Origin of the sequence: Jiella avicenniae (genome assembly GCF_021390325.1) — a bacterium.
GTDB classification, from domain to species: Bacteria; Pseudomonadota; Alphaproteobacteria; order Rhizobiales; family Rhizobiaceae; genus Jiella; species Jiella avicenniae.
This window is the reverse complement of the sequence record NZ_JAJUWU010000008.1, coordinates 120066-140957: the sequence shown is the minus strand read 5'-3', so window position 1 is coordinate 140957 and position 20892 is coordinate 120066. Positions and strand designations below refer to the sequence as shown.

The following is a 20892-nucleotide window of genomic DNA, read 5'->3' as shown; positions in this document are numbered from 1 at the left end:
ATCCCGGGCCATCGGGCGGCATGGCGCCGCCGCGATTTCTGGCGATCTGCGGGAGCCTCCGCCGGGCGTCGGACCAACCGCATCCTGCTCGAGGCGTTCGCGCGGCATGGCTCGACGAGCGCCACGATCGCGATGGCACCCGATCTCGCGACGATCCCGCCGTTCAACCCCGATCTCGAAGGCGCTGCGACCCCGGCCGCCGTGTCCGCTTTTGCATCAGCCGTCGCCGTCGCCGACGGTCTGCTCATCGCGACGCCCGAATATGCCCACGGCATTCCCGGAGCGCTGAAGAATGCGCTCGACTGGCTGGTGTCGCGCTCGGAGATCCCGGGCAAGCCGGTGATGCTCGTCCACGGCTCGACCCGCGGCACGTATGTTCGAGACCATCTCCGCGAAGTGCTGCAAACGATGTCGGTCCGACTGTTCGATCGGGAGGCTTTCGAGCTGCATCTCATCGGCAAGCCGGTGGAAGACGCCAGAGCGATCCTCGACGACGCCGACCAGCGAGCGCGCATCCGCGCCCATGTCGCAGCCTTCGCCGACTTTGCCGCGGGCCCGGGACTGCCGACGGCCTGACCGCCGGGATGCGACGGCCTGATGCACGGATTGGGCCGCGCGGACGGATCCGAGATTCCGTCCGGTCCCGTCGGCTGACGCAGGCCCGAACGCGCGTTGGACGCCACGACCGTTTCGTCCGCCGCGGCATCGAACATCGCAACGGCGCATTGACCATGATTCCAATCCGTCGTGGCCGGCTCCTTCGGCTTCTGCAACAGTCCGTCGACAGGCCATCACGCCAGTCGCCGGTGGCGTCGAGATGCTACGGCGTCGGTGCTGCTTCCTCACTCCTGTCCATTTTAGTTCCATAATCTATCTTATGACACTTTGCTGTATGGGTGTGCCTGCGCATGCCGGTCTACGCGCAACCTGATGCCCTGAAATCTCGGGCGACGTCCGATGGCTCCCCTCCCGATCGAACCATCCCGACGCCTGAACGTGGTGTTCGCACGGGTATTCCGCACGACATCCAATCCGGCCGGTTTTCCGCAGCCGGGATTTCGAGGGTTTTCGCGGCTCGTCAGCGTCTCCGTCCGGCGCTAGAAGCAGGTTTGCGCGGCCGCAGCCGGTCGCAACCCTCGCCAGCCTGACCGGAGTGATACCCATGGAACCCGCCCGAGACGTCTCGCGCCTGATCGCCATCATGGCCGCGCTGCGCCATCCCGAGACCGGATGCCCGTGGGACGTCGAGCAGGATTTTTCGACGATCGCGCCATATACGATCGAGGAAGCCTACGAGGTCGCCGACGCCATCGAGCGCGACGACGCGCTCGACCTCAAGGAAGAGCTCGGCGATCTGCTGCTGCAGGTCGTCTATCATGCGCGGCTCGCCGAAGAGCAAGGGCTGTTTTCCTTCGAGGACGTGGTCGAGGCGATCACCCGCAAGATGATCCGGCGCCATCCGCACGTCTTCGGCGACGCCGAGGCGCGCTCTGCCAGAAGCGCCAAGGGCCAGTGGGAACGGATCAAGGCTGACGAAAAGGCCGAGCGCCGACAACTGCGGGAAAGCGCCGCGATGACGCGGCTATCGGGCGCGACGGATGCGCCGTCGGATCGGTCGGAAGCGGGGCCTCGTCACCTCGAGGGGGTGCCGGGCTCCCTGCCCGCTCTGACGCTGGCGCTGAAGATCCAGGCGAAGGCGGCGGATGTCGGCTTCGACTGGGACCGGCCGGAGCCGATCCTCGCCAAGATCGAGGAGGAACTCGCCGAACTCGGCGAGGCCGTGTCGGCGCGCGACGCCGATGCCACCGAAGCGGAGATGGGCGACCTGTTGTTCTCCGTCGTCAACCTCGCGCGCTTTCACCGCGTCGATCCGGAAAAGGCGCTCCGGCGCTGCGTCCGCAAATTCCGCGACCGCTTCGGCTTCATCGAGGACGGACTGGCGGCAAGCGGCCGGACGCTCGACGGCGCCAGCCTCGAGGAGATGGAGGCGCTGTGGGTTGCGGCGAAGGCGCGGGGCAATGGACGGGCGGGCTGAGGCTGCGGTGTGTCGGGATGGCCGCGGACGGGACCGCTTCGTCATTCTCGGGCCGCGTCCCTATAACATTCACACATCTCATCCTGGTCCAGCGGTCAGCGGATTGCGCGGCGCAACGACCTTGCAGAATGGGCGGGAGCGTCAAAACCTCGTCATCCCGGGCTTGACCCGGGATCCATTCCAAATCGTTGCCCTCGTTGCGGCGGCCGTTCCCAACACATTGTTTTATCTGCACTGAACGGGCGGCGTTACCGCTTAGGAATGGATTCTGGGTCAAGCCCGGGATGACGAAGCTTCAAGCTTGGCGACCATTCCTCCATGCCGAGCAAGCCGACCCACAAGTGTGAATTTCGTCGGCACGGCGCCCGAGAATGACGACGCGTTGGTGTTGGTGACCTCTCTGTCATCGATGCATGGCGTCGAAAGAGCTGGAATGCCGGGAGGACCAGCCCTGCTAATCCGTCCTTCCCAGCTCGTTTCCCGGACGACGCGTCCCCATGCCAGCCGCCGCGACACCATCAGCCGGACGACTTTTGAGGCGCCTCAGGCGCCGCCGCACATATGCTGCGAATCCGGCAGCGTCCAGCTTTCGCCGGTGCGCTGGTTCGTCACCAGATAGAAGCGTCCCCGATCGTCGCCGGGCGGGCAGCCATGCGGGATCGAGACCAGACACATGACCACCGGATCGCCCGGCCTGGAGCGGAGCAGCGCCGCCTCGCGCTCGTAAGACACGCCCCGGCCGCCATTGTCGTATTCGACGCCGGTGCCGAAGTCGTAGTCGGAATCCTTCGGCGGGCCACCGTCGCCGAGCCGCGGATGGACGGAGGCGATCGCCGTCGTGACGCAGGCCCCGATCGTTTTCGGCAGTTCCTTCGAGCGCGGCGCGTTGCCCTTGGCGATCGTCTCGGCCGTGACCTCTTCCGAGGCTGCCGCCTTGGCGCCGATGTTCTGAAAGAACTGCAGCAAGCCGACATAGGAGGCGACGAGACAGGCCCTGTCAGTGTTGCAGCCTGCGCGATCGGTGAGAAAGTTGCGGGAGGCGGTCTTCGCCTCGTCGGCAAAGCTGCCGGCCCGCGCCACCCTGTAGGCCCTGCCCAAACGGCCATCGAGCTCGGAGAGGAGCGGGTCGGCGCAGACCGCCTTCTCGTCGGGGCTCGACGCCTTGATGCAGTCGAAGCTGGCCGCGGCGGCCGGAGCGGCGGCGAGGGCGCTGCCGATCACGAGCCCTGCCAGAAGGACGAGACGCATCGAACCACCCTCCCCGATCTTCCGTCATGCGCAGCGCCGACGGAGGTTTGTGCTACCACCACTTCTGCGGCGTGAAACGCCCCGCCGCCTTCTCGATCACCGAGCCGAGCGCAAACAGCGTTTCCTCGTCGAAGGGCCGTCCGATCAGCTGCAGGCCGAGCGGCAGGCCGCCTGCGTCGAGGCCGGCCGGAACGGCGATGCCGGGAAGGCCGGCCATGTTCACCGTCACGGTGAAGACGTCGTTCAGATACATCTTCACCGGATCGGCCGCCATGTCCTGATCGCCGATGCCGAAGGCGGCCGACGGCGTCGCCGGCGTCAGGAGCGCGTCGATGCCGTCGGCATAGACGGTCTCGAAGTCGCGCTTGATCAGCGTGCGGACCTTCTGGGCCTGCAGGTAGTAGGCGTCGTAATAGCCGGCGGACAGCACGTAGGTGCCGATCATGATGCGCCGCTTCACCTCGCGGCCGAAGCCGGCGGCGCGGGTCTTTTCATACATGTCGGCGATGTCCCTGCCCGGCACCCTGAGGCCGTAGCGCACGCCGTCGTAGCGGGCGAGATTGGACGAAGCCTCGGCCGGGGCGACGATGTAATAGGCCGGCAGCGCGTATTTCGTGTGCGGCAGCGAGACGTCGACGATCTCGGCGCCGGCCTCCTTCAGCCATTCGATGCCCTGTTGCCAGAGCGTCTCGATCTCGCCCGGCATGCCGTCCATGCGGTATTCCTTCGGCACGCCGATCCTCAGGCCCTTCACCGAACGGCCGATGGCGGCCTCGTAGTCCGGCACCTCGCGGTCGACCGAGGTGGTGTCCTTCGGGTCGACCGAGGCCATGGATTTCAGCAGGATCGCGGCGTCGCGCACGTCGCGGGCGATCGGCCCCGCCTGGTCGAGCGAGGAGGCGAAGGCGACGATGCCCCAGCGCGAGCAGCGGCCATAGGTCGGCTTGATGCCGACGGTGCCGGTCAGCGCCGCCGGCTGGCGGATCGAGCCGCCCGTATCCGTCGCCGTCGCGCCGGCGCAAAGATGCGCCGCGACCGATGCGGCCGAACCGCCGGACGAGCCGCCCGGCACGAGATCCATGTTGGAGCCGCGCTTGCGCCAGGGGTTCTTCACCGGGCCGTAATAGGAGGTCTCGTTGGACGAGCCCATGGCGAACTCGTCCATGTTGAGCTTGCCGAGCATCACCGCGCCGTCGGCAAAGAGGTTCGCCGTCACGGTCGATTCGTAGCGCGGCTCGAAACCGTCGAGAATGTGGCTCGCGGCCTGGGTATGGACGCCCTCGGTGGCGAAGAGATCCTTGATACCGAGCGGTATGCCTTCGAGCGGCCCGGCCTCGCCCCTGGCGATCCGCTCGTCGGAGGCCTTGGCCATCGAGCGCGCCTTGTCCGGCGTCACCTTTACATAGGCGTTGATCTGCGGATTGGCCGCCTCGATCGCCGTCAGATAGGCCTCGGTCAGTTCGCTCGCGCTGGTCTGCCGGGCAGCCAGCTTCTCGCGCGCCTCGGCGATGGTCAGGGCGGTGAGATCGCTCATGATGACAGGCTCTTTTCGTAAAATCGGCTGTATTCGGAATCGGGATAGTCGAGGACGGCGGGGCAGGCGGTGAAGCCGGCGCCCTCGTAGAGCGCCCAGGCCGGCTCGAAGCCCGGCGTCGCGCCGGTTTCGAGGACGAGGCGGGCGAGCCCGAGGTTTCGGGCCCGTGCCTCGATCGCGCCGAGGATCGCCCGGCCGAGGCCCCTGCCCCTGACGTGGACTTCGCAGAACATCCGCTTGACCTCGCCGGTCTCGCCGTCGTGCACCTTCAAGGAACCCATGGCGACGGCCGTTCCCGTTTCGTCGCGGGCGACGAAGACGGTGGCGTCCGCGCCGGCCATCTGCTCCACCGTCAGCTGGAACTGGAACTGCGGCGGCGACAGGGGCTGAAGATAGGCGTTGAGCCGTTCGACCATCGAGCGGATATCGTCCTGGAGCGGTGTCTCGGCGGCGATCGACAGGGCCATGGCCTATTCGACCACTTTCGGCACCATGAAGAAGTGGTCCTCGCTCGCCGGGGCATTGGCGACGACGTCGTCGGCCTTCTCGCCGTCGGTGACGCGATCCTCGCGCTTCTTCATCGCCATCGGAATCACCGACGTCATCGGCTCGACGCCCGAAACGTCGACTTCCGAGAGCTGCTCGACGAAGCCGAGAATGGCATTCAGCTCGCCCTCCATCGCCGTCACGTCCTCGTCGCTGACGGCGATCCGGGCGAGCTTGGCGACGCGGCGCACGGTGGCGGAATCGACGGACATGATGTCTCCGGCGGCAGGTTCATCGGGATTTGCCGTGCTATAACGGCGGCATCCCCGGGTGGCAACGGCGAACCGAGGCTCGAGTGGGCGTCGCGCCACCTGGCCGGACGCTCGGTCGGATACGATGGAGCCGGCGCCTCGTGTCTCGTGCGGAACCCGACGCGCCGTTTCCTGGGGAACGGTCAAATTCGAGCCGCTGTCGGCGGAGCGCAGTTTCAGTCGAGGCGTTCGTCCACCGAGGATGGCTCGTTCTCGATAGACCCTGGAGGGCGATGCCGTGAGGCGAGCCGCCCCCCGGGCCGACGCTGTCATGCGTTTCGAGGAAGCCCTGCTCTCAGACCTCGAAGGCCTCGCCGATCGTCGGCGTCAGCACCTTGCCGGCGTCTCCCTCCATGGCTTCCTTGAACTTGTCCGGATTGGCGTCGAGGATCGGCATCGTTCCCCAGTGGATCGGGATGATCTTGTCGAAATTGAAATAACGCCGGCAGGCCACCGCCGCGACGGCGCCGCCCATGGTGAAGCGATCGCCGACGGGGACCATCGCCACCTTCGGCTGGTGAAGTTCCTCGATCAGGGCCATGTCGCCGAAGATGTCGGTGTCACCCATGTGATAGACGGTCGGCCCGTCCTTGAAGTGGAAGACGAGCCCGTTCGGCATGCCGAGATAGACGATCCGGCCGTCCTCTTCCGTGAAGCTCGACGAATGGAACGCCTGGGTCAGCGTCACCGAGAAATCGTCGAAGGAGACGGTGCCGCCGGTCCCGGCGAACTCCGCCGTCTCGATGCCCTTCTGGCCGAGCCAGGTGTAGATCTCGAAGTTCGCGACCACCTTGCAGCCGGTTTCCTTGGCGATGGCGATCGCGTCGCCGACATGGTCGGAATGGCCATGGCTGATGGCGATGTGGGTGACGCCCTTCGTCGCCTCGGCGACGTCTCCCTCGAAATGCGGGTTGCCGTTGAGAAACGGGTCGACGAGAATGACCGACGAGCCGGTCTCGATGCGAAACGCCGAATGGCCGAAATAGGTGATTTTCATGGAGCGGGCCTCTTGATGGGTGAGAATCTGGCGTCGGCCCTCGCACCGGTCGTCGCTCGCGGTGGAAAGGCGTCGTGGCCGGTAAGTGCTCGGCCGGTCCGCCGGGTCAAGGCGTGACGGGCCGATGCTCGATCTCGACGCCTTTCTCGCCGCCGTTCCTCCCGGCCTGCCGATCGCCGGTCTCGACCTCGGAACCAAGACCATCGGCGTCGCGCTGTCGGATCGCGGCTGGCGCTTTTCGACGCCGCGGGCGGTGATCCGTCGGAAGAAGTTCACCCTCGACGCGGCAGCCCTGAAGAGGGCGCTGGACGCCGAACAGGTCGCCGGCATCGTCATCGGCCTGCCGCTCAACATGGATGGCAGCGAGGGCCCGCGGGCCCAGTCGACCCGGGCCTTCATGCGCAACTATGCGCCGCTGGACGACCGCCCGGCCCTCTTCTGGGACGAGCGGCTGTCGACGGTGGCGGCGGAGCGCGCGATGATTTCGGCCGACGTTTCGCGGGGCAAGCGGGCGGAGCGGATCGATTCGGCCGCGGCCGCCTTCATTCTGCAGGGGGCGCTCGATCGTATCGCGGGCTGGCGCGGCTGAGGGCGGGCGAATGTAGCCCGGCGTACCGGGCGGCGAGCGCGCGGCGGCGCCTGAAAGCCAGGAATCCGAGGAGCAACGCGGCGTCGGTGGCGATTCCGGAAGCGAGCATTCCGGGCAGGCGGTCCGGACTGACCTGCAGGAGACCTCCCAACAAAAGGAAGACCCCCTCGTTCGCCTCGCGGGAGAGATAGACGCCGCCGACGATCTCGCCGACGTCGGCCAGAGACAGCCAGTACCAGCCGAACAGCATCGCCCCCGGCGCCAGCGAGAGGATCAGGACCGCCCGCATTAGCGGCGATCTTCGTCGGCGTTGCGTCCTTCACTGCGGCGACGATCGGCGATCGCCGCGCGCTTGGCCTCTTCGAGCTGCGTCATGATGGCGTCGAAGGCCGCGTCCCCTTCGTCGTCCTCCTGATCGGCGATCACATGGTCGAACAGAAGCGCGGCGAGGCCGAGCGCGATGAACACGGTGACGAGCGGCCCGTTTCCGAACAGCGCGATCGCGGGCGAGCCGGACAGCGCCAGCGCAGCGTAGAAGCCGAAAAGAGCGGAGAATGCGGCGGCGGCGAACGGCTCCGAAAACCGGTCATGCGCCTTTGCGAGGTGGATGATGCCGGCGGTCGCGACCGCGAAGGCGACCGTCAGGGCGACGAGGATCGCGGCGAGCCCGAGAAGCTCCTGTCGCGGGGCGCCCAGCGGCGCGAACGCCGCTTCGCCGATCAGCCCGGTGAGGAAGGAGCCGAAGACGAGTTCGGAGATCCCCGCCTCATAGGTGCAACGCACGGCGGCCACGCCGCAGAAACCCGCCCAGCCGGACAGCGCAAAAATGGATGCGATGCGGTTCGTCACGGCATCTTTCCCGTCATCAATGGTTACCGATCGGTTAACGGCACCATCGCTTTTTCGGTTTCGCCCGGCAACGCCTTCGCCGAGACATGCTTAACGAGCCCGGCATTTCCGGGTTTCGGGCCGGTTCACGACGGAGCGTCAGCGCAGCGGCGGGCAGAGGTCGTCGAGAATGGCGCGGCAGTCGTGGCGCGGATCCATCATCCCGTAGGTGTGGTTGAAGACGCCGCCGAGGCGGGTTTCGGCGAAAGCCGCGGCGATCGGCCCGAGGCCGAGCCGCTTCAGGCTGGCGCTCGCGGCGGCCAGCGCCAGCTGCTCGGCGAGGAGCCGGCAGGAGCCCTCGTCGGACAGGACGACGTCGACCGCCGCCCTGAGGACGCCGGGCGTTCCGCCGGCACCGTCGCCGAGATCCCGCTCGATCGTGGCGATGACCGTCTCGAAGGCACCGGGGTCGCGCTTCAGAACCCGCAGCAGGTCGAGCGCGACGACGTTGCCGGAGCCCTCCCATATGGCATTGACCGGCGCCTCGCGATAGGCGCGGGCGAGACGGCCGTCCTCGACGTAGCCGTTGCCGCCGAGGCATTCCATCGCCTCGTAGGTGAAGGCCGGCGCGAGCTTGCAGACCCAGTATTTCGTCACTGGCGTCATCACCCGGGCCCAGGCCTTCGCCTCGGCATCGTCCGGCGCGGCATCCCGCCGATCGAGGGTCTCGGCAAGGCGAAAGGCCAGCACCGTCGCCCCGACCCAGTCGAGGGCGAGTTCGCCGAGGACGCGGACCATCTGCGGCTGATCGATCAGGTGCTTGCCGAAAACCTTGCGCTCGCGGCAGTGGTGGACGGCCTCCGCCAGCGCGCCGCGCATCAGCCCGGCCGAGGCGAGCGCGCAATCGACCCTCGTCAGCGTCACCATGTCGAGGATGGTGGCAATCCCCCTGCCCGCCTCGCCGACCGGATGGGCTTCGGCCTCGACGAACTCGACCTCGGAGGACGCATTGGAGCGGTTGCCGAGCTTGTCCTTCAGACGCTGGACGAAAAGGCCGTTGAGCGTGCCGTCGGAGCGGCGCCGGGGCATCAGGAAACAGGACGGGCCCGCATCGGTCTGGGCCAGAACCACGAAGGCGTCGCACATCGGCGCCGACAGGAACCACTTGTGGCCGGTGATCGCATATCGCCCGTCGCCGAGCTGGACGGCCCGTGTGGTGTTGGCCCGAACGTCGGTGCCGCCCTGCTTTTCGGTCATCCCCATGCCGAGGGTGAGGCCGGCCTTCTCCATCGGCGGCTTGACGCCGGGATCGTACTGCCGCGAGGCGATCAGCGGCAGCCAGGCCTCCCGCAGCCCCGGCTCCGCGGCGAGCGCCGCGACCGAGGCGCTGGTCATGGTGATCGGGCAGAGATGTCCGCATTCGACGCCGGCGCTCATGTAGAAGCGGGCGGCCCGTGCGCGGTGGCGGATGCCCGCCTCCGAATCGGCTCCCGACCAGATCGAGGAACTCAGACCCTCGGCCACCGAGCGGCGCATCAGCGCGTGGTAGGCGGGGTGGAAATCCACCATTTCGAGACGCCGGCCTTTCTCGTCGAAACGGCGCAGCGACGGCTTTTCCAGATTGGCGAGCCGGGCGAGATCGTGCGCCTCGTGCGAGCCGCAGAAGCGGCCATGCTGGTCGAGGGAAACGACGACGTCCGGCGGAAAGGCCGCCGTCAAAAGCTTCAGCAGCGGATCGGAGCGATAGGCGTTGAAGCCGGCATAGTCCGAAGACTGGTTGAACACCTCGTGGGTGGCGGGAAACGTCTCGGCCATCACGCTGCCTTCTCGTTTTCTCGGGTTGCGGAGTTCTTGCCGCACATACGGGAAAACCTTATAGGCCTTGTTCCTGATGATCGCACCCGCCCAAAGCCTTCCGACCGGCCGCCGCCATCTCATTGGCATCGCCGGCCTTTCGCCCCAGGACATCACCGAACTCCTCGATCTCGCCGAGGCGGAAGTCGCCGTTTCGCGGCAGGTCGAGAAGAAGAAGTCGGTGCTGAAGGGGCGCACCCAGATCAACCTGTTCTTCGAGGCTTCGACCCGGACGCAGGCCTCGTTCGAGCTCGCCGGCAAGCGGCTCGGCGCCGACGTCATGAACATGTCGGTGGCGAGCTCCTCGGTGAAGAAGGGCGAGACGCTGATCGACACGGCGATGACGCTGAACGCCATGCGGCCGGATCTCCTCGTCGTCCGGCACCATTCGGCCGGGGCCGTCGCGCTGCTCGCCCAGAAGGTCGCCTGCTCCGTCGTCAATGCCGGCGACGGCGCCCACGAACATCCGACCCAGGCGCTGCTCGACGCGCTGACGATCCGCCGCCACAAGGGCCGGATCGCCCGGCTGGTCGTCGCCATCTGCGGCGACGTCCTGCACAGCCGGGTCGCCCGCTCGAACATTCTCCTCCTCAACGCGCTCGGCGCCGAGGTGCGCGTCGTCGCGCCTTCGACGCTTCTGCCGAGCGGCATCGACCAGATGGGCGTCAGGGTCTTCCGCCGCATGGACGAGGGGCTGAAGGGCGCCGACGTGGTGATGATGCTGCGGCTGCAGCGCGAGCGCATGGAGGGTGCCTTCGTCCCCTCGGTGCGCGAATATTTCCGCTACTTCGGGCTCGATGCGGCGAAGCTCGCTCATGCCAAGCCAGATGCGCTGGTCATGCATCCGGGGCCGATGAACCGCGGCGTCGAGATCGCCTCGGAGATCGCCGACGGCCCGGCGAGCGTGATCGAGGAGCAGGTCGAGATGGGTGTCGCGGTGCGCATGGCGGTGATCGAACATCTCATCGGCCTCTCGGCGGAGGGCAACACATGAGCGAGCGCCCCCTCGTCGTCGAGACGATCCGCATCGTCGACCCCGCCCGCAAGCTCGATGCCGTCGGCACGATCGTCGTCGAGAACGGGGTGATCACCGCCGCCGGCCCCGACGCGCTCAATCAGGGACGGCCGGAGGGCGCCATGTTGATCGACGGCAGCGGCCTCACCGCCCTGCCCGGCCTCGTCGACGCCCGCGTCTTCATCGGCGAGCCGGGCGGTGAGCACCGCGAGACGATCGCCTCCGCTTCCCGCGCCGCGGCCGCCGGCGGCGTCACCTCGATCCTGACCATGCCGGACACCGATCCGGTAATCGACGACGTGGCGATCGCCGAATTCGTCATGCGCACGGCCAGGGACACCGCCCTCGTCAACGTGTTTCCCGCCGCGGCCCTCACCAAAGGGCTGAAAGGCAGGGAGATGACCGAGATCGGCCTTCTCGCCGACGCCGGCGTAAAGGCCTTCACGGAAGGGCGCAAGACCCTCGCCGACCCGGCCCTGATGCGCCGCATCATGACCTATGCCCGGGATTTCGGCGCCGTCGTCATGCACGAGACGACGGACGCGGCGCTCGCCGGCAGCGGCGTCATAAACGAGGGCCTCTACGCCTCGTGGCTGGGGCTCCCCGGCATTCCGGGCGAGGCCGAGATCATCCCGCTGGAGCGCGACCTCCGCCTCGCCGCGCTGACCGGCTGCCGCTATCACGCGGCGAAGATCTCGCTCGGCGAATCGGCGGCCGTCGTCGCCAACGCCAAGCGACGCGGCCTCGCCGTCACCGCCGGCGTGTCGATCAACCATCTGTCGCTCAACGAGAACGACGTCGGCCAGTACCGGACCTATTTCCACCTGTCGCCGCCGCTGCGGCGCGAGGAAGACCGCCTCGCCATGGTCGAGGCGCTCGCCGACGGCACCGTCGACGTCATCGTCTCCTCCCACGACCCGCAGGACGCCGACGACAAGCGCCGCCCCTTCGCCGAGGCGGAGGCCGGCGCGATCGGTCTCGAAACGCTGCTTCCGGCGGCTCTCAGGCTCCATCATTCGGGCGCCGTGCCGCTGATGCGGGTCGTCGAGGCGATGACCAGCGCGCCGGCGGCGCTTCTGGGGCTCGATCAGGGCACGCTGAAACCCGGCGCGCCGGCCGATCTCGTCCTCGTCGACCTCGACCGGCCCTTCGTCTTCACCGAGGATCTGATCCGTTCGCGCTCGAAGAATTCCGCCTTCGAGAACGCCCGCTTCGCCGGCCAGGTCTTGCGGACGATCGTCGCGGGCCGCACAGTCTTCGAAGCGGCACGATAGGCGCGGGGGCGCGCGTAAGCCGACCAGCGGATCGGGGCCATAGAGGGCGATCGGCCGGCAAAGCGGCGGCCTCAGGATCGAAGACGGAGGAGATATCTTGCTGGAGGATGCGTCCCTGAATCTCGGCTGGGCAGTCGTCTGCCTCGCCGGTGGCTATGCCTGCGGCTCGATCCCCTTCGGTCTCGTCCTCGGCTACGTCTTCGGCCTCGGCGACATCCGCAAGATCGGCTCGGGCAACATCGGCGCGACCAATGCGCTGAGAACCGGCAACAAGGCGATGGCGGCGCTGACGCTTCTCGGCGACATTCTGAAAGGGACGGTGCCGGTCTTCGTCGCGCTCTCTTATCTCGGGCCGTTCTATGCGGCTGCTGCCGGCGTCGGCGCTTTCCTCGGCCACCTCTTCCCGGTCTGGCTCGGCTTCAAGGGCGGCAAGGGCGTCGCCACCTATCTCGGCATCCTGCTCGGCATCGCCCCGCTCGGCGTCGTCGTCTTCGCCATCGCCTGGCTCTCGGTCGCCTATCTCACACGCTATTCGTCCCTCGCCGCCCTGACGGCGACGCTGCTGGTGCCGATCGCCTACTTCTTCCTCGGCTATCCCGCCGCCGCGATCCTGACGGCGATCCTCACGGTGCTGGTGTATATCCGCCATCACGCCAACATCCGCCGGCTCGTCGCCGGGACCGAGCCGAGGATCGGGGCTGGCAAGGCATGAGGATGCGATCCGCAGACCCGACACGCGGCCGCAAACCGCCCGACCGTAGTTCGGGAGAGGCGGCATGAGCCTTCCCGCCGCGCCGCGGCGCGGCGTCGTCCTGACCGAGGCGATGCGACTGTCCTGGCTGCGGCTGATCCGCAGCGAGAACGTCGGGCCGGTCACCTTTCGCGAACTCGTCAACCGCTTCGGCACGGCGGCGGCTGCCCTGGAAGCCCTGCCCGATCTCGCCTCGCGCGGCGGCCGGCGGATCGTCGTCTGCTCCGAAGCGGCAGCGAGCGAGGAAATGGCCCGGGCTGAAAAGCTCGGCGCGCGCTTCGTCTGCCGCGGCGAGCCGGACTATCCGGTGCATCTGCGCAGCCTCGCCGACGCCCCGCCGGTGCTGGCGCTGATGGGCGATGCCGCCTGCCTGCAACGGCCGGCCCTCGCCATCGTCGGCGCCCGCAACGCCTCCCTGTCCGGCATCAAGCTGACGCGGATGTTTTCCACCGGGATCGGCAAGGCCGGCTATGTCGTCGTGTCCGGCCTTGCCCGCGGCATCGACGCCGCCGCCCACGACGCGGCGCTCGCCACCGGGACGGTGGGCGTCTTCGCCGGCGGCCTCGATCGGCCCTACCCGCTGGAAAACCGCCCGCTGATGCGAAAGATCGTCGACGAGGGCGGCGCGCTCGTCTCCGAAATGCCCTTCGGCTGGACACCGCGGGCGATCGATTTTCCACGGCGCAACCGGCTCGTCGCCGGGCTGTCGCTGGGACTTCTCGTGGTCGAGGCGGCCCTGCGCTCGGGATCGCTGATCAGCGCCAGGCTGGCGGGCGAGTTCGGCCGCCTGGTCTTCGCCGTCCCTGGCTCGCCGCTCGACCCGCGGGCCGCCGGCACCAACCGGCTGATTCGCGACGGCGCGATCCTCGCCTGCGAGCCCGCCGACGTGATCGAAGCGCTGGACCCGCTGGCGAAGCGGTCAGACCAGTCGGACGACGCTGCGCTGGGCGAGCCCGAGATGGAGGGGCCGATGGAAGAAGCCTCGGAAACCGAGCGGGCCCGGATCGTCGAAACCCTCGGGCCGACCCCGGTGTCGATCGAGGAGATCATCGTGCACACCGGGATCTCGCCCGGCGCCGTCCAGCTGGTGATTCTCGAACTCGACCTTGCCGGCCGGCTCGAGCGCCATGCAGGCGGTATGGTGTCGCTTCTCCTGTAGGGCTGCCGTCCGGCAGGCTCTCGCGGGAAAAGCTCAGGCAGGCGGACCCTCGGCCGCCTGATCGAGACGGGCGATCCACGCTTCCGTCTCCAGCTTCGCCATGTCGAGGAAGTAGAGCAGAATCGCACCCTTCTCGACGCCGGACACGACCTTCAGTTGTTCGATCATGTCGCGAACATATTCGAGATTCGCGCGTGGATCGCTGCCGTCTTCTTTCATGCTTCTGAACTCGACATGGATTGTGGCTTTCCGCGCGGAAACTGCCCGCTGCCAGCCTTTTCGTTCGGTTGCATGGTTATAAACACGTTCGTCTAATGGTTGCAACCACGAGCGCCGGAGGACGCTTCGGGCTTGACCGCTCCGGCGTGACTGTCCATCTGTCGCATGCCTCGCGCCCGGTTCATGCCGAACCGACACGGTCCGAGGTCGAACTGCCACGCCCTCACGCGAACAGGACTCTTATGGACGTCGTCATCGTCGAATCGCCGGCCAAAGCGAAGACGATCAACAAATATCTCGGCAACGGCTACAAGGTCATTGCCTCCTACGGCCATGTTCGCGATCTGCCTCCGAAGGACGGTTCGGTGCGTCCGGACGAGGACTTCGCCATGAGCTGGGAGGTCGGAAAGCCGTCCCAGAAGCGGCTGAGCGAGATCGCCCAGGCGGTGAAGGGGGCCGACGGCCTCGTTCTCGCAACCGACCCCGACCGCGAGGGCGAGGCGATCTCCTGGCACGTCCTCGAGGTGCTGCGGCAGAAGAAGGCGCTCGGCAAGAAGCCGGTGAGCCGCGTGGTCTTCAACGCGATCACCAAGAAGGCCGTGCTCGACGCCATGGCCAATCCGCGGCAGATCGACGAGCCGCTGGTCGACGCCTATCTCGCCCGGCGCGCGCTCGACTATCTGGTCGGCTTCACGCTCTCGCCGGTCCTGTGGCGCAAACTCCCCGGCGCCCGCTCGGCCGGCCGCGTCCAGTCGGTGGCGCTGCGCCTCGTCTGCGACCGCGAAGCCGAGATCGAGCGCTTCGTCCCGGAGGAGTACTGGTCGATCGTCGCCCATCTGGCGACGCTGCGCGGCGAGGCCTTCGATGCGCGGCTGACCGCCTTCGACGGCGAGAAGATCCAGCGCCTGACCGTCAAGAATGGCGACGTCGCCGGCACGATCAAGCGGATGCTCGACGCGTCGACCTTCACGGTGGAGAGCGTCGAGGCGAAGCCGACCCGGCGCAACCCCGGCCCACCCTTCACCACCTCGACCCTGCAGCAGGCCGCTTCCGCCAAGCTCGGCTTTTCGGCCTCGCGCACCATGCAGGTGGCGCAGCGGCTGTACGAGGGTGTCGACCTCGGCGGCGAGACTGTCGGCCTCATCACCTACATGCGAACGGACGGCGTGCAGATGGCGCCCGAGGCGATCGAGGGTGCCCGAGGAGCGATCGGTTCGGGCTTCGGCGCCAGATACGTACCGGACAAACCGCGCTACTATTCGACCAAGGCGAAGAACGCCCAGGAGGCCCACGAGGCGATCCGCCCGACCGATTTCACCCGCTCGCCCCAGGAGGTGAAGCGCTTCCTCGATCCGGACCAGTTCCGGCTGTACGACCTCGTCTGGAAGCGCGGCATCGCCAGCCAGATGGCCTCGGCCGAGATCGAGCGCACCACCGTCGACATCGACGCCAGGGGCGGCGGCAAGACGGCGAAGCTCAGGGCATCCGGCCAGGTGGTCAAGTTCGACGGCTTCCTCGCCGCCTATGTCGACCATCGCGACGATTCGAAATCCGCCTCCGACACGGACGAGGACGGCGACGACGCCCGTCTGCCGCAGATGGCGGCGAAGGAGAGCGTCGAGCGCAGGAGCATCGACGCCGACCAGCATTTCACCGAGCCGCCGCCGCGCTTTTCCGAAGCTTCGCTGATCAAGCGGATGGAAGAGCTCGGCATCGGCCGTCCCTCGACCTACGCCGCGACGCTGCAGACGCTGCAGGACCGCGAATACATCGTCGTCGACAAGAAGAAGCTCCTGCCCGAGGCGAAGGGCCGGCTGGTCACCGCTTTCCTGCACAATTTCTTCGAGCGCTACGTCGAATACGACTTCACCGCGGATCTGGAAGAAAAGCTCGACAAGATCTCGGCGGGCGAACTGTCCTGGAAAGAGGTTCTGCGCGACTTCTGGCAGGATTTTTCCGGCCATGTCGAAGGCACCAAGGAGCTGCGAGTCTCCGACGTCCTCGACGCGCTCAACGAGGAGCTGGCGCCGCTGGTCTTCCCGCCCAAGGAGGACGGCACGGATCCCCGCGCCTGCCCGCGCTGCGGCGACGGCAAGCTGTCCTTGAAGCTCGGCAAGTTCGGCGCCTTCGTCGGCTGCTCGAATTATCCCGAATGCGGCTACACCCGCCAGCTCGGCACGAGCTTTACGGCCGACGGTGCCGACGGGGAGACGGCCGACGGGCCGAAGGATCTCGGCACCGATCCGGAGACCGGCGAGCCGGTGACGCTCCGCTCCGGCCGCTTCGGCCCCTACGTCCAGCGCGGCGAGGGCAAGGAAGCCAAGCGCTCCTCGCTGCCGAAGGGCTGGCAGGCCTCCGAAATCGATCTGGAAAAGGCGCTGCGGCTGTTGTCGCTGCCGCGCGAAGTCGGCCTGCACCCCGAGAGCGGCAAGCCGATCCTCGCCGGCCTCGGTCGCTACGGTCCGTTTCTCCAGCATGACGGCATGTATGCCAATCTGGAGACCATCGAGGACGTCTTCGAGGTCGGCCTGAACCGCGCCGTCACCGTCATCGCCGAAAAGAAGGAAAAGGGCGCGCGGGGCCGGGCGAAGCCCGCTGCGATCGCGACGCTCGGCGAACATCCGACGCTGGGCGGCGAGATCACCGTCCGGGACGGCCGCTTCGGGCCCTATGTGAACACCGGCAAGATCAATGCCACGCTTCCCAAGGGCAAGGACCCGGCCTCGGTGACGCTCGAAGAGGCGATCCAGATCCTCAACGAGCGGGCCGAGAAGACCGGCGCCAAGACCTCCGGGGCGAAGAAGAAGGCCGCGTCCTCGACCAAGAAGGCGCCGGCGAAAAAGGCCGCCAACGGCAAGGCTTCCGGCGCCGAGAACGGCGAGACCAAGCCGGCCAGGGCGAAGACCGCGACCAAGGCGAAGGGAGGCTCGGCTTCCAAGACTTCTGCGGCGAAATCGAAGGTTTCGGCGGAGGCGTCCGACGGCGTCCCCTGGGACGCGGACTGACGCCATGGCGAGGCGCAAGGCCGGCGAGGACGAGACCCCGACGCTCACCAGAGAAGCGGTGCTGCGCTTCGTCGCCGACAATCCCGGCCGGGCGTCGAAGCGCGAGATCGCCAAAGCCTTCGGCGTCAAGGGCGACGACCGCATCGCGCTGAAGCACCTCCTGAAAGAGCTGCAGGAGGACGGCGTCATTTCCGGCGACCGCCGCAGGTTCAAGACCCCCGGTGCGCTGCCACCGGTCGGCGTCTTCGAGATCCGCCGCCGCGACGAAGACGGCGCGCTCGTCGCCGAGCCCGTCACCTGGGACCGTGTCGAGGACGGAGATCCGCCGAGCATCCCCGTCCGCGTCGATCGCGCCAAGGGCCAGGCTCCCGGCGTCGGCGAGCGCATTCTCGCCCGGGTCGTCGAACCGGATGACGAGAACGACGCAACCGGCGAACGCCACCTCAGGATCATCCGCGTCCTCGAAAAGCGCCGCAGCCTGGCGCTCGGCGTTTTCCGGGCGATGCCCGGCGGCGGCGGCCGGGTCGAGCCGGTCGAGCGCAAGCAGTCCGAATACATGATCCCGCCCGGCGACACGAAGGATGCCAGGGACGGCGATCTCGTCGAAGTCGAGGCCGGCCCGCGTCGGCGCATCGGCCTGCCGACGGGGACGATCGTCGAGGTCGTCGGGTCGCTGAACTCGGAAAAGGCGATCTCCTCGATCGCGCTGCACGCCCACGGCATTCCGCACGTCTTTCCGAAAGCCGTGCTGGAGGAGGCCGAAAAGGCCGGCCCCGCCGGCATGAAGGACCGCGAGGACTGGCGCAAGCTGCCGCTCGTCACCATCGATCCGGCCGACGCGAAGGACCACGACGACGCCGTCCATGCCGCGCCGGACGAGGATCCGGCCAATCCCGGCGGCTTCGTCGTCACCGTCGCGATCGCCGACGTCTCCTGGTATGTCCGCCCGGGTTCCAAGCTCGACAACGAGGCGCGGCTGCGGGGCAATTCGGTTTATTTCCCCGACCGGGTCGTGCCGATGCTGCCCGAGCGGATCTCCAACGATCTCTGCTCGCTGCGCGAGGGCGTGGAGCGCCCTGCCCTCGCCGTCCGGCTGATCCTCGGTGCCGATGGCGAGAAGCGCCGGCACACGTTTCACCGCGTGATGATGAAGAGCCGCGCCAAGCTCGCCTACGAACAGGCGCAGGCGGCGATCGACGGGGCGACGGGCGACGTCGACCCCGCCGTCGTCGAGACCGTGCTGAAGCCGTTGTGGGAGGCCTACCGGCTGTCGCGGCAGGCCCGCGAGCGGCGGCAGCCGCTCGATCTCGATTTGCCCGAGCGGCGGCTGAAGCTCGATGCGAACGGCCGGGTCGAGAAGGTCGTCGTGCCGCTCCGCCTCGACGCCCACAAGCTGATCGAGGAGTTCATGATCCTCGCCAACGTCGCGGCGGCCGAAAGCCTGGAGAAGCAGCGCCAGCAGCTGATCTACCGGGCCCACGACGCGCCGTCGCTGTCGAAGCTCGAGGGTCTGCGCGAATTCCTGAAGAGCCTCGACATCTCGCTCGCCAAGGCCGGTTCCCTGCGGCCCTCGCACTTCAACCAGATCCTCGAACGGGTGAAGGGCGGCGACAACGAGCAACTGGTCAACGAGGTGGTGCTGCGATCCCAGTCGCAGGCGGTCTACACCCCGGACAATCTCGGCCATTTCGGTCTCAATCTCGCCCGCTACGCCCATTTCACCTCGCCGATCCGCCGCTATGCCGATCTGATCGTCCATCGCGCCCTCGTGACCGCCCTCGGCCTCGGCGAAGGCGGCCTGTCGAAGGAGGACGAGGAACTCTTGGCCGAGACCTCCGAGGAGATCTCGCGGGCCGAGCGCCGCGCCATGGCGGCCGAGCGCGACACGGTCGACCGGCTGATCGCCCATCACCTCGCCGAGCGGGTCGGCGAGAGCTTCGACGGCCGCGTCGCGGGCGTCACCAAGGCCGGGCTTTTCGTCCAGCTGCCGACCTACGGCGCCGACGGCTTCGTGCCGATCGCCACCCTCGGCAACGAATACTTCCATTATGACGAGGCCACCCACAGCCTGGTCGGGGATCGCTCCGGCCATGGCTATCGCCTCGGCGATACGGTAGAGGTCCGCCTCGTCCAGGCCCTGCCGCTGGCGGGTTCGCTGCAGTTCGAAATGCTGAGCGAGCCGCGCGCACTGCCGCGTGCCACCGGCTCGTTCCACAAGACGCAGAAGCGCGGCCGCCTCAAGGACCGCGACCGGAACGTCAAGGCGAAGGTGAGGAGAAGGCGATGACCGAGATGGGCAACGCGGTTTCGGCCGCAGACGCCGATTGGCGCCCGAGCGCCGAAGAGCGGCCGATCGGCCGGTCCCTCTGGCGCGGCTTCAAGTCTCGCTGTCCGCAATGCGGCGAGGGCCGGCTGTTCAAGAGCTTCGTCAAGTCGGTCGACGAATGCGGCGTGTGCGGCCTCGAGGTGCATCACCACCGCGCCGACGACCTGCCGCCCTATCTCACCATCTTCATCGTCGGCCACATCGTCGTCGCCGGCTTCATGGGGATGGAGGAAGCCGTCGAGCTCACCATGTGGCAGCATCTGGCGATCTGGGTGCCCGTCACCATCCTCCTCAGCCTGGCATTGATGCAGCCGCTGAAGGGCGCGACCATCGGTCTGCAATGGGCCCTGAAGATGGGCGGCTTTTCCGACGAGCCGCAGCCCGGGGAGCATCGCGGGTGACGATCGGCGCCTCGCTGCTCGAGGGCCTCGAAGCCGAGCGGCGGGAGGTCGTCGCGCGGGGCGACGAAGGAGCGCGGGTCCACGACGCGGCGACGCTGATCATCGTGGACGAACGCGCGGATCTGCCGCGCTTCCTGATGGGAATGCGGGGCGCACGGCACGTCTTCATGGCGAACCGCTTCGTCTTTCCCGGGGGCCGCGTCGACGCGTGCGATCGCGATCTCGCCGCCGGCACCCCGCTCTCCCGCCCGGTCCTCGAACGGCTGACGGGCTGCGTCTCCGCAGACTTCACAGCCGTTCATGCCGGCGCGCTCGCCTTCGCGGCGATCCGCGAGACTTACGAGGAAACCGGCCTGCTGATCGCCGGGGACGGCCCCCCTGCCGGACCAATGCCACCGGCCTTCGCCATTTTCGCCGAGCGCGGCGTGACGCCGGCGGCGGAGGCGCTGGTCCCGGTCGCCCGGGCGATCACACCGGATGGGGCTCCACGGCGCTTCGACACGCGGTTTTTCGTCATCGGCGCGTCGTCGATTGCCGGGATCGGCGAAAGCTTCGATCCGCCGACGGACGAGCTGGAACGGGTCGGATGGATCTCGGCGGACGCGCTGGACGATCATTCCATCGCGCCCATCACCCGGGCCGTGCTCGGCGACGTCATGGCGCGGATCGCGGACGGCTCATGGCAGGACGCTACGGTGAAGATGCCGTTCTACCGGGTGGTCGACGGCCGCTTCCAGAGAGATCTCGTCTAGCGATGAGACGCAAGATCGGAGATCCACAGCGCTTCCGGGCCCCGGCCGGGCTTTCGGGCGCATCGACATCGCCGGCGCTGGCCTGCCGCCGCTTCGCCGCGGCGTCGG

20 protein-coding genes are annotated in these 20892 nt (G+C 67.8%); 11 read left to right on the top strand and 9 right to left on the bottom strand.

What is annotated here, in order from left to right:
• Both LZD57_RS09635 and mazG read left to right on the top strand, forming a co-directional pair.
• Positions 1 to 576 carry an NADPH-dependent FMN reductase gene (locus LZD57_RS09635; RefSeq protein ID WP_338034697.1) on the top strand — a complete coding sequence of 192 codons (576 nt, stop codon included), beginning with the start codon at positions 1 to 3 and terminating at the stop codon, positions 574 to 576.
• Between the two features lie 586 nt (positions 577 to 1162).
• On the top strand, positions 1163 to 2035 hold the full coding sequence (gene mazG, locus LZD57_RS09630) for a nucleoside triphosphate pyrophosphohydrolase (RefSeq protein ID WP_233719402.1): 873 nt from the start codon (positions 1163 to 1165) through the stop codon (positions 2033 to 2035).
• A 543-nt stretch (positions 2036 to 2578) separates the two neighbouring features.
• Here the strand turns inward: mazG and LZD57_RS09625 are convergent.
• From LZD57_RS09625 to LZD57_RS09605, 5 genes are all read right to left on the bottom strand, one after another.
• Positions 2579 to 3283, bottom strand: a complete 705-nt coding sequence (locus LZD57_RS09625; RefSeq protein WP_233719401.1) for a lysozyme inhibitor LprI family protein — start codon at positions 3281 to 3283, stop codon at positions 2579 to 2581.
• 52 nt (positions 3284 to 3335) lie between these two features.
• Positions 3336 to 4817: an Asp-tRNA(Asn)/Glu-tRNA(Gln) amidotransferase subunit GatA gene (gene gatA, locus LZD57_RS09620; protein ID WP_233719400.1), complete on the bottom strand. Its 1482-nt coding sequence runs from the start codon at positions 4815 to 4817 to the stop codon at positions 3336 to 3338.
• Complete coding sequence (locus LZD57_RS09615) at positions 4814 to 5284, bottom strand: GNAT family N-acetyltransferase (protein ID WP_233719399.1); 471 nt, start codon at positions 5282 to 5284, stop codon at positions 4814 to 4816. Before LZD57_RS09615 ends, gatA begins: the two co-directional genes overlap by 4 nt.
• Before the next feature lie 3 nt (positions 5285 to 5287).
• Positions 5288 to 5575, bottom strand: coding sequence for an Asp-tRNA(Asn)/Glu-tRNA(Gln) amidotransferase subunit GatC (gene gatC / locus LZD57_RS09610; RefSeq protein ID WP_233719398.1), 288 nt, complete (start codon positions 5573 to 5575; stop codon positions 5288 to 5290).
• 334 nt (positions 5576 to 5909) lie between these two features.
• Complete coding sequence (locus LZD57_RS09605) at positions 5910 to 6611, bottom strand: metal-dependent hydrolase (protein ID WP_233719397.1); 702 nt, start codon at positions 6609 to 6611, stop codon at positions 5910 to 5912.
• Positions 6612 to 6735: 124 nt separating this feature from the next.
• Here LZD57_RS09605 and ruvX point away from each other — a divergent pair, with 124 nt between their 5' ends.
• The gene (gene ruvX, locus LZD57_RS09600) at positions 6736 to 7200 is read left to right on the top strand and encodes a Holliday junction resolvase RuvX (protein WP_233719396.1); all 465 of its coding nucleotides are present in this window, start codon (positions 6736 to 6738) and stop codon (positions 7198 to 7200) included.
• Here the strand turns inward: ruvX and LZD57_RS09595 are convergent.
• The 3 genes from LZD57_RS09595 to LZD57_RS09585 all read right to left on the bottom strand — a co-directional run bounded on the left by LZD57_RS09595 (position 7154) and on the right by LZD57_RS09585 (position 9843).
• Entirely contained in the window at positions 7154 to 7489 is a 336-nt protein-coding gene (locus LZD57_RS09595; protein WP_233719395.1) for a DUF6105 family protein, read from the bottom strand. The genes ruvX and LZD57_RS09595 overlap by 47 nt on opposite strands.
• Positions 7489 to 8049: a hypothetical protein gene (locus LZD57_RS09590; RefSeq protein WP_233719394.1), complete on the bottom strand. Its 561-nt coding sequence runs from the start codon at positions 8047 to 8049 to the stop codon at positions 7489 to 7491. Before LZD57_RS09590 ends, LZD57_RS09595 begins: the two co-directional genes overlap by 1 nt.
• 138 nt (positions 8050 to 8187) lie before the next feature.
• Positions 8188 to 9843 (bottom strand): acyl-CoA dehydrogenase family protein, encoded by a 1656-nt coding sequence (locus tag LZD57_RS09585; protein ID WP_233719393.1) that lies wholly within the window; start codon positions 9841 to 9843, stop codon positions 8188 to 8190.
• 79 nt (positions 9844 to 9922) lie between these two features.
• On the opposite strand from LZD57_RS09585, the gene LZD57_RS09580 reads away from it, so the two are divergent.
• The 4 genes from LZD57_RS09580 to dprA all read left to right on the top strand — a co-directional run bounded on the left by LZD57_RS09580 (position 9923) and on the right by dprA (position 14081).
• The gene (locus tag LZD57_RS09580) at positions 9923 to 10876 is read left to right on the top strand and encodes an aspartate carbamoyltransferase catalytic subunit (RefSeq protein WP_420844787.1); all 954 of its coding nucleotides are present in this window, start codon (positions 9923 to 9925) and stop codon (positions 10874 to 10876) included.
• Positions 10873 to 12171, top strand: coding sequence for a dihydroorotase (locus LZD57_RS09575; protein ID WP_233719391.1), 1299 nt, complete (start codon positions 10873 to 10875; stop codon positions 12169 to 12171). Before LZD57_RS09580 ends, LZD57_RS09575 begins: the two co-directional genes overlap by 4 nt.
• Before the next feature lie 100 nt (positions 12172 to 12271).
• The gene (plsY, locus tag LZD57_RS09570; RefSeq protein WP_255699891.1) at positions 12272 to 12883 is read left to right on the top strand and encodes a glycerol-3-phosphate 1-O-acyltransferase PlsY; all 612 of its coding nucleotides are present in this window, start codon (positions 12272 to 12274) and stop codon (positions 12881 to 12883) included.
• 64 nt (positions 12884 to 12947) lie between these two features.
• Positions 12948 to 14081 carry a DNA-processing protein DprA gene (gene dprA / locus LZD57_RS09565; RefSeq protein ID WP_233719390.1) on the top strand — a complete coding sequence of 378 codons (1134 nt, stop codon included), beginning with the start codon at positions 12948 to 12950 and terminating at the stop codon, positions 14079 to 14081.
• A gap of 33 nt (positions 14082 to 14114) precedes the next feature.
• On the opposite strand, the gene LZD57_RS09560 is transcribed toward dprA, so the two are convergent.
• A complete protein-coding gene (locus tag LZD57_RS09560) occupies positions 14115 to 14300 on the bottom strand; it encodes a hypothetical protein (RefSeq protein ID WP_233719389.1) in 186 nt (61 codons plus the stop codon).
• 242 nt (positions 14301 to 14542) lie between these two features.
• Between LZD57_RS09560 and topA the strand changes: the two genes are divergently transcribed.
• The 4 genes from topA to LZD57_RS09540 are packed head-to-tail and all read left to right on the top strand — an operon-like array spanning position 14543 to position 20784.
• Positions 14543 to 17305, top strand: a complete 2763-nt coding sequence (gene topA, locus LZD57_RS09555; protein WP_233719388.1) for a type I DNA topoisomerase — start codon at positions 14543 to 14545, stop codon at positions 17303 to 17305.
• Positions 17306 to 17309: 4 nt separating this feature from the next.
• Positions 17310 to 19592 carry a ribonuclease R gene (rnr, locus tag LZD57_RS09550; RefSeq protein ID WP_233719387.1) on the top strand — a complete coding sequence of 761 codons (2283 nt, stop codon included), beginning with the start codon at positions 17310 to 17312 and terminating at the stop codon, positions 19590 to 19592.
• Positions 19589 to 20032 (top strand): DUF983 domain-containing protein, encoded by a 444-nt coding sequence (locus LZD57_RS09545; protein WP_420844781.1) that lies wholly within the window; start codon positions 19589 to 19591, stop codon positions 20030 to 20032. Before rnr ends, LZD57_RS09545 begins: the two co-directional genes overlap by 4 nt.
• Positions 20029 to 20784 (top strand): NUDIX hydrolase, encoded by a 756-nt coding sequence (locus LZD57_RS09540; RefSeq protein ID WP_233719386.1) that lies wholly within the window; start codon positions 20029 to 20031, stop codon positions 20782 to 20784. Before LZD57_RS09545 ends, LZD57_RS09540 begins: the two co-directional genes overlap by 4 nt.
• Positions 20785 to 20892 lie beyond the last annotated feature (108 nt).